The organism is Mycolicibacterium komossense (assembly GCF_025822605.1).
In the GTDB taxonomy this organism is placed as follows: domain Bacteria; phylum Actinomycetota; class Actinomycetes; order Mycobacteriales; family Mycobacteriaceae; genus Mycobacterium; species Mycobacterium komossense.
This window is the reverse complement of record NZ_JACKTY010000046.1, coordinates 53,345-65,683: the sequence shown is the minus strand read 5'-3', so window position 1 is coordinate 65,683 and position 12,339 is coordinate 53,345. Positions and strand designations below refer to the sequence as shown.

The following is a 12,339-nucleotide window of genomic DNA, read 5'->3' as shown; positions in this document are numbered from 1 at the left end:
CTCAACCGCCTCGTTCCTCGACGGTATCGGTCGACTCGCTAGCCGAAGCGTGTCTGGCTGCAGGTGCTCGGGGAGGTGATGTTGTGCCCGCCGTAGACCACCTGGATCTGTGAGCAGACGATGTAGTCGGCGTCGGTCTTGGGCTGGCCGGTGGCCAGGTCTGTGGGCCAGGTGTTGCCGACGAGCCGGTATTTCTCGACCGGGCCGCCACCGAAGTAAATCGTGGTGAGCTCAACGGGCCCGATGGATTTGAACATCCTGGTGTTGGGCGCGTTGAAATCGGTATTGAGATAGTTGTTGCGGTCCGATGACCGAATCGTCGTGGTCTGCCGCGCCCACAGATCGTCGGGGAACCCGGTCGGGCCATCCGGCGTCATCAGATTGGCTGCGGCCGTGAAGTAGCACTGTGTATCGGCCAGTACGCAATTGGCGGTGGTGTGCACCTCCAGGTTCGTGCCGTCGCCCATTGGGAATGAGGAGCTCCTGGAGGCCGACGCCGCGGAGCCGACAGCCGGCTGCGCCAGCGCGGCGAGGGACAGCGCGCAGGCGGCGATGCAGAGGAGGCGCTGCTTCTGCTTCATCGTGGAAAAGGTAGCGCCGCTGTCATTCGTCATAGGTCACTTCCACCGAATCGGATTTCGGTAGTGCCTGGCACCCGAGGATCAGTCCCTCGTCGAGGTCGGACTGCTCGAGCACGTCATTGATCTCCATGGCGACGTCGCCGCTCTTCTTTAACACCGCACACGCGCCGCAATGGCCTTCGCGGCATGAGAACGGCGCATCCAGTCCCTTGTCCAGCAGTACGTCGAGCAGCTTGGCGTTACGCGGCCAGCTCAGCTCGTGGGTTTCTCCGTCGAGGGTGACGACCGCGGTGGCCGGGGGTTCGTCGCCGGCGTCGTCGGAAAGGGTGACGGCGGCGAACGGATCGGAGTCCAGTGACCGGAACACCTCGACGTGCACCTGCTTCTCTGGCACATTCAGCGAGTCCAACGCCTCCTGGGCGGCCCGCATGAACGGCCCGGGTCCGCAGATGAACGCCTGCCGGGAGGTGTGCCCGGCCATCAGCCGCGCCAGCGCCGCCGAGCTGGGCAGACCCTGGACCGACTCCAGCCAGTGCACGACGGAGAACCGGTCGGGATACTGCGCGACGAGCTCACGCAGCGCGGCGGCGAAGATGACGGAACCCTCGTCGCGGTTGGCGTACAGCAGCGTCACTTGGCCGCTGCCCTGCGACAGCGCCGATTTGCAGATCGCCATCATCGGCGTGATCCCGCTACCGGCCGCGATCAGCAGGAAATCGTCGTCGAGCGTCCTGGGCACGAAGGTGCCCGACGGAGCCAGGACGTGAATGCGCATGCCTGGGTGGGCGTTGTCGCACAGCCAGTTGGACGCGTAGCCGTCGACGGTGCGCTTGACGGTGACCGTCAGAGCGTCGTCGCTGTGGGGCGAGCTGCACAGGGAGTAGCAGCGCGCCACCGAGCCGGTTCGCTCGCTGGGGATCCGCAGGGTCAGGAACTGGCCGGGCGCGTAGCGCAAACGCTCGGCGGGAATATGTGGGGCGTCCGGCCCGTCGGGGACACCGAAGACCAGGGAGCGCGCGTCAGCGGTCTCGGTGATGACCTCGGCGATCTGCAGCTCGAGCACATGCGTGCCGAGCGGTTCGTCCGTCACGGCGCTACCGTCCCTTCTCGCTGATTTGCACATAACTAGAACAGGTTATAGAAATGCGCCTCCGCAGGTCCAGCAACCGCAGGCGTACGCTGCTCGACACAAATCGTAACGTGTTCTAGTCTTGCTCTAACCCGCTAAGATTCCGCATCCCGTTGGAGGCAGTGCAAGTGACGACCATTCAACAACGTGACGCGCAGTCGGTCCTATCCGGTATCGATGATCTGCTCCCGCAACTGCGCGAGCGGGCTCAGACCACCGAGGACTTGCGCCGCCTTCCGGATGAAACCGTTCAGCAACTCGACGAGGTCGGCTTCTTCAAGCTGCTGCAGCCCGAGCAGTGGGGCGGCCTCCAGTGCGATCCGACGGTCTTTTACGAAGCGGTTCGCCGACTCGGTAGTGCGTGTGGCTCCACCGGTTGGGTCAGCTCGATCATCGGGGTGCACAACTGGCACCTTGCGCTGTTCGATCAACAGGCCCAGGACGAGGTCTGGGGTGACGATGCCGGCGTTCGCATCTCGTCCTCGTACGCCCCGATGGGCGCGGGTGTTGTCGTCGACGGTGGCTACCTTGTCAGCGGCGCATGGCAGTGGTCGTCCGGCTGCGACCACGCCACCTGGGCCTTCCTCGGTGGACCGGTTATCAAGGACGGCAAGCCAGTTGACTTCGGTAGTTTCCTGATCCCGCGTAGCGAATACCGCATCGACGATGTCTGGCACGTGGTCGGACTGAAGGGCACCGGCAGTAATACGGTGGTGGTCAAGGATGTGTTCGTGCCGCGCCACCGGTTCCTGTCCTACAAGGCGATGAATGACCGCACCGCGGGTGGACTGGCCAACAACACCGCGCCGGTGTACAAGATGCCTTGGGGCACCATGCATCCCACCACCATCACCGCGCCGATCATGGGCATGGCCTACGGTGCCTACGACGCACACGTCGAACATCAGGGCAAGCGGATCCGCGCCGCGTTCGCCGGCGAGAAGTCGAAGGACGACCCGTTCGCCAAGGTCCGGATCGCCGAGGCCGCCAGCGATATCGACGCGGGCTGGCGTCAGTTAATCGGCAATGTGGGCGACGAGTATGCCCTTCTCAAGGCGGACAACGAAATTCCGTTCGAACTGCGGGCACGGGCCCGCCGCGATCAGGTGCGTGCCACCGCGCGGGCGATCGCTTCGATCGATCTGCTGTTCGAGGCATCCGGCGCAACCGCTCTGGAAACCGACAAGCCCGTGCAACGGTTCTGGCGCGACGCGCATGCCGGCCGGGTGCATGCCGCGAACGAACCCGAGCGCGCATACCTGATTTTCGGCAACGAAGCGTTCGGGTTGCCGGCGCAGGACACGATGGTCTAGTCGGGACGCTGATGACATCCTTCATCGAAGAAGCTGCGTCGCAGACCGAGGTCACCTTCGAGTCGACTTCGCGCTACGCGCAGGTTCGCGACGATATGAGGCTGCACTACCACGAGGCCGGCGTGGGTAATTCGCAGACGATCGTGCTGTTGCACGGGGGTGGGCCCGGTGCGTCCAGCTGGTCGAACTTCGGCCGCAATATTCCGGTGCTGGCCAAGCAGTTTCACGTGATCGCGGTGGACCAGCCCGGCTACGGATTCTCGGACAAGCACACCGAACACGAGCAGTACAACCGCTACAGCTCGACGGCGGTGCTGAACTTGTTCGACCACTTGGGAATTCAGAGACCAGCGCTGATCGGCAACTCCCTCGGCGGCGGCACCGCGGTTCGGCTGGCACTCGACCATCCCGACCGCGCCGGGCGGCTGGTGCTGATGGGTCCCGGCGGTCTGAGCGTGAACCTGTTTGCCCCCGACCCCACCGAGGGTGTCAAACTGCTCGGTAAGTTCGCCGCCGAGCCGACGCGGGAGAACATCGAGAAGTTCCTGCGGATCATGGTTTTCGACCAGAAGATGATCACCCCGGAACTCGTCGACGAGCGGTTTGCGATCGCCAGCACGCCGGAGTCGTTGGCCGCCACCCGGGCGATGGGCAAGTCTTTCGCGGGAGCCGACTTCGAGCTCGGCATGATGTGGCGCGAGGTGTACAAGCTGCGCCAGCGGGTGCTGTTGATCTGGGGACGTGAGGACCGCGTCAACCCCCTCGACGGTGCGCTGGTGGCGCTCAAGCAGATCCCGAAGGTGCAGTTGCATGTTTTCGGGCAGTGCGGGCATTGGGCGCAGCTGGAAAAATTTGACGAGTTCAACAAGCTGACCACGGACTTCTTGCAGGGAGGCTAAGTCATGAGCATTCGGTCACTGGGGTATCTGCGCATTCAGGCCACCGATATCGCCGCGTGGCGTGAATACGGTCTGAAGGTGCTCGGCATGGTCGAGGGGTCCGGGCCGACAGAGGGGGCACTCTATCTGCGGATGGACGAATTCCCGGCCCGGCTGGTGATCGTTCCCGGCGAGCACGACCGGTTGATGGAATCCGGCTGGGAAACCGCCAATGCCGCTGGGCTGCAGGAGATTCGCGACCGGCTGGACGTCGAGGGAACGCCCTATAAGGAGGCGACCGCCGCTGAACTCGCCGACCGCCGCGTCGACGAGATGATCGTCTTCCAGGACCCGTCGGGTAATACCCTGGAGGTGTTTCACGGCGTCGCTTTGGAACACCGCAGGCTGGTCAGCCCGTACGGTCATAAGTTCGTCACCGAGGAACAGGGCCTGGGTCACGTAGTGCTGTCCACCCGCGACGACGCCGAGGCTCTGCATTTCTACCGGGATGTCCTCGGCTTCATACTTCGCGACTCCATGCGGATGCCGCCGCAGATGGTCGGCCGTCCCGCCGATGGGGCTCCGGCCTGGCTGCGTTTCTTCGGGGTGAACCCGCGCCACCACAGCCTGGCGTTCCTGCCGATGCCGACACCGAGCGGGATCGTGCACCTGATGATCGAGGTCGAGAACAGCGACGACGTCGGTCTCTGCCTGGACCGCGCGCTGCGCCGCAAGGTGCCGATGTCGGCCAGTCTGGGCCGGCACGTCAACGACAAGATGCTGTCGTTCTACATGAAGACGCCGGGCGGATTCGATATCGAATTCGGTTGTGAAGGACTGGAAGTCGATGACCAGGACTGGGTGGCCCGGGAAAGCACCGCGGTCAGCCTGTGGGGCCATGACTTCACGGTCGGTCTCCGCGGTTGACGGCGTGAGCGATCAGTGACGGGCGCAGACCTGGACCCGCGCACATTCCGGCATGTGCTCGGTCAATTCTGTACCGGCATCACCATCATCACGACCGTGTATGACGGCGCGCCCGTCGGGTTCGCCTGTCAGTCCTTCGCTGCACTGTCGCTCGACCCACCGCTTGTATTGTTTTGCCCGACAAAGCTTTCCCGGTCGTGGCAGGCCATCGAAGCCAGCGGCCATTTCTGCGTGAACGTGCTGACCGAGAAGCAGAAGCACATCTCGGCGCGGTTCGGCTCGAAGGAACCCGACAAGTTCGGCGGCGTCGACTGGCGCCCGTCGAAGAAACTCGGCTCGCCGATCATCGAGGGCTCGCTGGCGCATATCGAATGCACGGTGGCCTCAGTACATGACGGCGGCGACCATTTCGTCGTCTTCGGCGCGGTCCAGTCGTTGTCCGAGGTGCCGGAGGTCAAGCCGCGTCCGCTGCTGTTCTATCGCGGTGAGTACACCGGTATCGAACCCGACAAGAACTCGCCCGCCCAGTGGCGCGACGACCTCGAGGCGTTCCTTACCGCGACGACACCGGATACCTGGCTCTAGCGCTCAGATACAGCCATTGATACAGGGATCCACCGGGCGTGCTGAATCCTGGTTCGGCATCGGCGGCTGGTCCTTGGTCAGGTCGACGTCGTGGTCCAGGTCAAGCGCGCCAGGGACGAATGCGCAGATGATCCCCAGTGTGCAGGGCGGCATCTGGTCGTCCGCGCTGGCCGGGGCGGCCAGCCACAACGACGCTGCGGCCACCCCGCAGACGGCCAGCAGACGCTTCCCGGTGATCGACACCCACCGGACCTTACCCGCCGGCGATGTGTTGGGAAACGAAGTCGACGATCCGGGCGGCCACCTGTTGATGCACGGTCTCGTTGAGCAGGTCGTGCCTGGCGCCGGGAAACTCGGTCAGCTCGAGGTTGTCCACCTTCGCGACCCAGGCCCGCACGCCGTCGATCGGGATCACCGGGTCATCGGTGCCGTGGATCGCCAAAGTCGGGGTGGTCAGGCCAGGTAGGTCCGTGGCGAACCGGGAGAATGCGTTGTCCAGTTCCTCGACGAGACGTGCCCAGCCCGTCTCGGCATCGGTGAACGCCAGTGGGTCGTTGATGATCGCGTCGAGGTAGAACGGGTCGGCGGACAGTGATTCGGGGGTCAGCTCCAGCGATTCGTCCCTCAATGCGGGGTTGGGGGACAGCGGTGCTGCCGAGATCACTGCCGCGCGGTAGCGACCAGCCTGATCGAGCAGGCGCCAGGCGGCGGCCGTCGCCCCGAACGAATGCCCCGCCAACACCAGCGGCAGCCCGGGCTGTTCCCGTTCGGCGATCTTGGTCAGCTCCTCTGCCAGCTGCGAGCTGACTTCGGTGGACCCGAAATCGCCGCGGGAGCCGGGAGACTGGCCGTGCCCCAGTTCGTCGACTGCCCACAGGTCGATACCCGCGGCGTTCAGGGTGAACCCCAGCCGGTGATACATGCCGCTGTGTTCACCGAAGCCGTGCAGGAAGATGATGGCCGCCCGGGGCTGCGCTGCCGCCCAGTGCCGATAGTAGAAGGAGCCGTGCTCGGAGTCGAAGAAAGGCATGGGCACATGGCAACAGGCCGACCGCCGCCTCGCAATACTTTGAGTCAGCCTGCTTGTGATGTCGGCGTGAATCCGACCGCTCAGCGGTTACGGGCACGCCGAAATCGCTTAACCCGCGGAAATCCACCCGCCGATACGGGCCACCGCCTCGTCGATATCCGACGTCGGGCCGGCGAAGGACAACCGGACAAATGAGTCGCCCCGCACGGTGTCGAAGTCGATACCGGGTGCGATGGCAACTCCGGTGTCGGCCAGCAGTTTCGAGCAGAAGGACATCGAGTCGTCGGTGAAGTCCGAGACGTCGGCGTACACGTAGAACGCGCCGTCTGTCGGCGCCAGCCGCTCGATGCCGATTTGGCGTAACCCGTCGAGCAGGTGTGCCCGGTTGGCGCCGTAATGCCCCAGCTTGCTGTCTGCCTCGGCGATCGACTCGGGAGTGAACGCGGCGACGGCCGCCACCTGCGACAGCACGGGTGGGCAGATGGTGAAGTTCCCGGTCAGCCGGTCCACCGCTCGCTGCAGTGACTTCGGCACCAACAGCCAGCCCAGTCGCCAACCGGTCATCGCGTAGTACTTCGAGAAGCTGTTCACCACTACGGCGTCCCGGGACGTGGTCCACGCGCAACTTGTCTGCGGCGCGCCGGGATACACCAGGCCGTGGTAGACCTCGTCGCTGATCAGCCGGGTACCGGTCTGCTCGCACCACGCCGCGATGGCGGCGAGTTCCTCGGGCGGGATCACGGTGCCGGTCGGGTTGGCTGGGCTGGCGACGACCACACCGTCCAACTCGAGACCGGCCAGCATCTGCGCGGTCGGCTGGAAGCGGGTTTCCGGCCCGCACTCGATATCGACGACCTCACAACCCAGCGCGGTCAGGATATTGCGGTAGCAGGGATAACCTGGGCTGCTCACGGCAACCCGGTCACCGACGTCGAAACACGCGAGGAAGGTCAGCAGGAATCCACCCGACGATCCCGTCGTCACCACCACATCGTTCGGGTCGACGGTCAGGCCGTGCAGAGCGGAGTACGACGCGGCGATAGCCTCGCGCAGTTCGGGGATGCCGAGGGCGACGGTATAGCCCAACGGGCCGCCGGCGAGCGCGGCAGTGGCCGCGGCCAGGACCGCCTCGGGCGCCCCGGTACTGGGCTGGCCGGCCGACAGGTTGATCAGGTCACCGTGGCTGCGCTGCCGTTCGGCTGCGGCCAACCAGACATCCATCACATAGAACGGCGGGATACCCGCCCGCAGCGCGGTCTTCACCTGGTCAGGTTACGTGTGCGCCGCGGCGCTGGCGAAGACTTCCGTCTCCAAGGTGCGGAGCGCCTCGGCCGGGGTGACCAGCAGATGCGAACTACCGTGGGCCCGTTTGAAGTACAGCTGGATATCGTGTTCTGCCGTGATGGCGATACCGCCGTGTAGCTGGATGGCCTCGCCGACGACATCGCGGAATGCCTCGGTTGCCATCACGTGCGCCAGCGCGGCTGATGTCGCGGACGGGTCGGCGATGGCTTCGTCGACGACAGCCCCCGCGGTCTGCACCTTCACATACAGGTCGGCCATCCGATGCTTGAGCGCCTGGAAGCTGCCGATCGGACGACCGAACTGGACCCGCTCCTTGGTGTATTCGACTGTCAGTTCCAAGGCCCGGGTGGCGGCGCCGATCTGTTCGGCGGCCAGCAGCAGCAACGCGATATCGGCCAGGCCGGGGTCGGTGCCGAGAGCGACGGTGTCGGTGGCCTGCACCTTCGCCAGCCGCCGGGTGGGGTCCATCGTCGACAGGGCGTCCGTATCGAAACTGGTCCAGCGCTGCAGTTCCCCGTCGTTGGCAGCGACGACGATCTCGGCGGTGTCGCCGTTGAGCACATAGTCGGGGTCGAAGACGACGGCGCCGATCACCGCGCCGGCAGCGAGCTGTTCCAGTGCATCAGCGTCTGGGTCTTCTGACGCCAGCAGTGCCAGCTCGGCCAGGGTGGTACCCAACAGCGGCGTCGGGACCAGGTTGCGTCCCAGCTCGGCCATCACCGCGGCCGCGTCCGCCAGCTCGCCGCCGGCCCCGCCGTGTTCCTCCGGTACGACGAGCGCGGCGACCCCGACCTGTTCGCACAGCATGGTCCACAGCGCTTCGTCGTACCCGCGCGCGGAATCCATCGCAGCGCGAACTGCCTCCGGCCCAGCATGTTTGGCGACCAGGTCCCGGACGGTCTGAGTCAGCAGCGTGCGTTCCTCGCTCATGTGAATGCCTCCAGTACACGTCGGCGGTGGGTGGTGGGATCGCCCCAGGCCGAGCGCAGCGCCTGCACCCGCAACAGCAGCAGCGAGAGGTCGTGCTCCTGGGTGAAACCGATGGCGCCGTGGGTCTGCAATCCGGAGCGGGCCGCCAGTAACCCGGCCTCGGCGGCCGCGACTTTGGCGGCGCTGACATCGCGGGCGGTGTCCGACGACCCGGAACCCAGCGAGAGCGCCGCGCCGTACACCAGTGGTCGGGCCAACTCCACGGCGATGTGGACGTCGGCCAGCTTGTGTTTGATCGCCTGGTAGGAACCGATCACCCGGCCGAATTGTGTTCGCTGCTTGGCATATTCGACGGACTTGTCCAGCAGCGCCTGGCCCGCTCCCACCAGTTGAGCGGCCGTTGCCAGCACGCCGAACTCGACGGCCCGGTCCACATCGGCATCCCACGGATCGCCAGTTGCGGTGACGTCGAACAATCGACGACTCGGGTCCACCGAGGCATGGCTGTCCGCCGCGGCCGCGGCACTGGCCCGGCCGTCGGCGGTGGCCAGGATCAGACCGGCGAAGTCGGCGTTGACCGCGCGCGGTTGCAGGGGAGGTGCGGCGACGGTGGCAATGAGTTCACCGGAGACGAGCTCTCCACTGCGCTCATCTGCAGTGAGCAGAATCGGTGCAACAGCTACGGATTCAGTGATGGGACCCGGTACGCCCCAATACCCGAGGCGCTCGCAGGCCACTACCAGATCCGTCGGGTGAGCACCGATGCCGTCGTAGTCCTCGGGCACCATCAGCGCGGTGACGCCGAGATCGGCGAGGGTGGACCAGATCTTGCGGCCGGGATCGGTGTTGCCGTCGGACCAGGCGCGTACTGCGGCGGGCACGTCGGCCGCGCCCAGGGCCGCATCGATGCTGGCGGCGAAGTCGCGCTGCTGGTCGTCCAGATCGAATTTCACTTCGCCCCCTTCGCTTCCCGTGGCAGGCCAAGAAGCCGCTCGGCGATGATGTTTCTTTGAATCTCGTTGGTACCGGCATAGATCGGGCCACCGAGGGCGAACAGATAGCCTTCGGTCCACGAGTCGGCCAGCTCGCCGTCGGCGCCGCGCAGGTCCAGCGCGGTCTGATGTAACGCGACGTCCAGGTCGGACCAGAACACTTTGGTGATGGACGATTCCGCTCCGAGCTCACCGCCCGCGGCGAGCCGGGTGACGGTGCCGAAGGTGTGCAACCGGTAGGCCTGCGCCTTGATCCAGGCGTCCGCGACGCGGTCGATGAAGGCGGGATCTTTCTCTGCCTGCCACAGCTGCACCAGGCGCTCGGCCGGTGCCAGGAAACGGGCCGGGCTGCGCAGTGACATCCCGCGCTCGTTGCTCGATGTGCTCATCGCCGAGCGCCAGCCGTCGTTGGCCTCGCCGATGATGTCGTCGTCGGGAACGAATACATCGTCGAGGAAGATTTCACCGAACCCGGTATCGCCACCCAATTGGGCGATCGGCCGAACCGTGATGCCGTCGGCTTTGAGGTCGAACATGAAGTAGGTCAGCCCGTGGTGGCGTTGCGCCTCGGGGTCGGAGCGGAACAGACCGAACGCCCGGTCGCCGAACGGTGCCCGCGAACTCCAGATCTTCTGCCCGTTCAGCTTCCAGCCGCCGTCGGTCTTCGTTGCCGTCGAGCGCAGCGACGCCAGGTCGCTACCCGACTCGGGCTCTGACCATGCCTGCGCCCAGATCTCTTCTCCGCTGGCCATTTTCGGCAGCACGCGGTCGAGCTGTTCCTTGGTGCCGTGCGAGAACAGCGTCGGGGCCAGCATCGAGGTGCCATTGGCGCTGGCCCGGCCGGGCGCGCCGGCACGGAAGTACTCTTCCTCGTACACGATCCACTCCAGCAGGGTCGCGTCGCGGCCGCCGTACTCCTTGGGCCAGGCGATCACCGACAGTCCGGCGTCGAACAGCACCTTGTCCCAGCGTCGGTGCTGTTCGAAACCCTCGGCGGTGTCATAGGACTCGGTCGGGAAGTGCGCCTTGTTCGCGGCCAGGAAATCGCGGACTTCCGTCCGGAATTCGTCCGCAGAGTCACCAAAGTCGAGGTCCATCAGGCCCTTTCCCGTAGCAGTGGTTTGACGACCTTGCCGCCGGGGTTGCGAGGCAACACCTCGACGAACCGCACCGATCGTGGTGCCTTGAAATTGGCCAGATGCTCACGCGTGTAGGCGATCACAGACTGCTCGTCGAGTTCCGCGCCGGGTCTACGCACGATGAACGCCCGGCCGACCTCACCGAGACGGTCGTCGGGCACGCCGATGACGGCGGCGTCGGCGACGCCGTCGAGACGGGCGAGCACCTGCTCGATTTCGGCGGGATAGACGTTGAAGCCGCCGCAGATGTACATGTCCTTGAGGCGGTCGGTGATCCGCAGATTGCCCGCCGCGTCCACACCGCCGACGTCGCCGGTATGCAACCATCCCTCGCTGTCGATGGCCGCTTCCGTGGCGGCCGGGTCGTCGAGGTAGCCGAGCATCACGTTGGGTCCGCGCAGCAGCACCTCGCCGGTGCTTGGCTCCTCACCGTTCGTCGCTGCCCCATCGATGCGCAGTTCGAAATCCGCGATCGGGCGCCCGCAGGTGGTGGCCACGGTGACCGCGTTGTCGTCGGACCGGCACATCGTGCCGAAACCACTTGCCTCGGTGAGCCCGTAGGCGGTGAGCACGATGTCGATGTCGAGTTCGGACTGCATCCGTTCGATCAGCACCACGGGCACGGTGGCAGCTCCGGTCACCGCGAACCTCAACGAAGACAGGTCGTAGTCGCCGCGGCGCGGATGGTCGAGCAGTGTCTGGTAGATCGTCGGCGGTCCGGGCAGCACGGTGGCCCGATGGTCCTGGACTGCGCGCATGGCGCGTTCGGGATCGAAGGTCAGCATCGGGATCAAGGTCGCGCCGGTTTGCAGGCAGACCAGGATGCCGGCCTTGTAGCCGAAGTTGTGGAAGAACGGGTTGATGCACAGATAGCGATCGGCGCTGGTGACCTCGCCGCAGGCGGCCCATGCCGCCGGTGCCGACAGCGACTGACGGTGTGCGCACAGCACGCCCTTGCTGCGCCCGGTGGTACCGGAGGTGAAGAGGATGTCGGAGACGTCATCGGGAGCGACAGCCGCCGCGCGGGCGTCGGCGGCGTCCAGGTCGACCCCGCGCGCCACGAACTCGTCCCAGTTGCCGTCATCGCTGTCCAGCGGCACCCGGACGATATGGCGCAACGCAGGCAAGGCCGCGCGGTCCAGATCGGCGACGCGGTCGGCGCCGAGGAACTCACCCATCGCGATCAGCAACGGCGCCTCGGTGCGGGCGAGAATGTCGCCGGCCTCGCTGGCGGTGTATCGGGTGTTGAGGGGGACCACCACAGCGCCGGCGTAATGCGTGGCGAGGCAGGCGACCACCCAGTGCCAGGTGTTCGGTGACCAGATCGCAACCCGGTCGCCGACGCCGACACCGAGGTCGATCATCGCTGCCGCGGCCTGACGGACCTCGGCCCGCAACCCGGCATAGGTGAGGGTTTTCTCGGCTGTGACCAGCGCATGGTGATCGGGAAGCTCGCGTGCGATGCGGTCCAGCACGGCGGGCGTGGTCTGCTGACCGCTCGTCATCGATAGTCCCCTAACAAAGCAAGTG

At 65.7% G+C, this 12,339-nt stretch carries 13 protein-coding genes; 4 read left to right on the top strand and 9 right to left on the bottom strand.

Features of this window, described 5'->3' with window-relative positions; translation table 11 throughout:
* Positions 1 to 38: 38 nt before the first annotated feature.
* Together H7J73_RS27375 and H7J73_RS27370 are read right to left on the bottom strand one after the other, a co-directional pair.
* Complete coding sequence (locus H7J73_RS27375) at positions 39 to 581, bottom strand: hypothetical protein (protein WP_264070942.1); 543 nt, start codon at positions 579 to 581, stop codon at positions 39 to 41.
* A 22-nt stretch (positions 582 to 603) separates the two neighbouring features.
* The gene (locus H7J73_RS27370) at positions 604 to 1,704 is read right to left on the bottom strand and encodes a ferredoxin--NADP reductase (RefSeq protein WP_264070940.1); all 1,101 of its coding nucleotides are present in this window, start codon (positions 1,702 to 1,704) and stop codon (positions 604 to 606) included.
* A 134-nt stretch (positions 1,705 to 1,838) separates the two neighbouring features.
* On the opposite strand from H7J73_RS27370, the gene hsaA reads away from it, so the two are divergent.
* Genes hsaA through hsaB form a run of 4 tightly spaced genes read left to right on the top strand, consistent with a single transcriptional unit; the run spans position 1,839 to position 5,413 of the window.
* Positions 1,839 to 3,023 (top strand): 3-hydroxy-9,10-secoandrosta-1,3,5(10)-triene-9,17-dione monooxygenase oxygenase subunit, encoded by a 1,185-nt coding sequence (gene hsaA, locus H7J73_RS27365; RefSeq protein ID WP_264070938.1) that lies wholly within the window; start codon positions 1,839 to 1,841, stop codon positions 3,021 to 3,023.
* A gap of 11 nt (positions 3,024 to 3,034) precedes the next feature.
* The gene (hsaD, locus tag H7J73_RS27360) at positions 3,035 to 3,922 is read left to right on the top strand and encodes a 4,5:9,10-diseco-3-hydroxy-5,9,17-trioxoandrosta-1(10),2-diene-4-oate hydrolase (protein WP_264070937.1); all 888 of its coding nucleotides are present in this window, start codon (positions 3,035 to 3,037) and stop codon (positions 3,920 to 3,922) included.
* A 3-nt stretch (positions 3,923 to 3,925) separates the two neighbouring features.
* Positions 3,926 to 4,828: an iron-dependent extradiol dioxygenase HsaC gene (hsaC, locus tag H7J73_RS27355; protein ID WP_264070936.1), complete on the top strand. Its 903-nt coding sequence runs from the start codon at positions 3,926 to 3,928 to the stop codon at positions 4,826 to 4,828.
* 15 nt (positions 4,829 to 4,843) lie between these two features.
* Positions 4,844 to 5,413, top strand: a complete 570-nt coding sequence (gene hsaB, locus H7J73_RS27350) for a 3-hydroxy-9,10-secoandrosta-1,3,5(10)-triene-9,17-dione monooxygenase reductase subunit (protein WP_264070935.1) — start codon at positions 4,844 to 4,846, stop codon at positions 5,411 to 5,413.
* A 3-nt stretch (positions 5,414 to 5,416) separates the two neighbouring features.
* Here the strand turns inward: hsaB and H7J73_RS27345 are convergent, their stop codons facing one another.
* The 7 genes from H7J73_RS27345 to fadD3 all read right to left on the bottom strand — a co-directional run bounded on the left by H7J73_RS27345 (position 5,417) and on the right by fadD3 (position 12,314).
* Entirely contained in the window at positions 5,417 to 5,656 is a 240-nt protein-coding gene (locus H7J73_RS27345) for a fibronectin-binding protein (RefSeq protein WP_264070934.1), read from the bottom strand.
* Between the two features lie 10 nt (positions 5,657 to 5,666).
* On the bottom strand, positions 5,667 to 6,443 hold the full coding sequence (locus H7J73_RS27340) for an alpha/beta hydrolase (RefSeq protein ID WP_264070933.1): 777 nt from the start codon (positions 6,441 to 6,443) through the stop codon (positions 5,667 to 5,669).
* A 108-nt stretch (positions 6,444 to 6,551) separates the two neighbouring features.
* Positions 6,552 to 7,664: a pyridoxal phosphate-dependent aminotransferase gene (locus H7J73_RS27335; protein WP_264070985.1), complete on the bottom strand. Its 1,113-nt coding sequence runs from the start codon at positions 7,662 to 7,664 to the stop codon at positions 6,552 to 6,554.
* A 51-nt stretch (positions 7,665 to 7,715) separates the two neighbouring features.
* The gene (gene ipdE2, locus H7J73_RS27330; protein WP_264070932.1) at positions 7,716 to 8,678 is read right to left on the bottom strand and encodes an acyl-CoA dehydrogenase IpdE2; all 963 of its coding nucleotides are present in this window, start codon (positions 8,676 to 8,678) and stop codon (positions 7,716 to 7,718) included.
* Positions 8,675 to 9,631 carry an acyl-CoA dehydrogenase family protein gene (locus tag H7J73_RS27325; protein ID WP_264070931.1) on the bottom strand — a complete coding sequence of 319 codons (957 nt, stop codon included), beginning with the start codon at positions 9,629 to 9,631 and terminating at the stop codon, positions 8,675 to 8,677. Before H7J73_RS27325 ends, ipdE2 begins: the two co-directional genes overlap by 4 nt.
* A complete protein-coding gene (locus H7J73_RS27320) occupies positions 9,628 to 10,767 on the bottom strand; it encodes an acyl-CoA dehydrogenase family protein (protein WP_264070930.1) in 1,140 nt (379 codons plus the stop codon). The genes H7J73_RS27325 and H7J73_RS27320 overlap by 4 nt, the downstream gene beginning before the upstream one ends.
* Entirely contained in the window at positions 10,767 to 12,314 is a 1,548-nt protein-coding gene (fadD3, locus tag H7J73_RS27315) for a 3-((3aS,4S,7aS)-7a-methyl-1,5-dioxo-octahydro-1H-inden-4-yl)propanoate--CoA ligase FadD3 (RefSeq protein ID WP_264070929.1), read from the bottom strand. Before fadD3 ends, H7J73_RS27320 begins: the two co-directional genes overlap by 1 nt.
* Between the last annotated feature and the right edge of the window lie 25 nt (positions 12,315 to 12,339).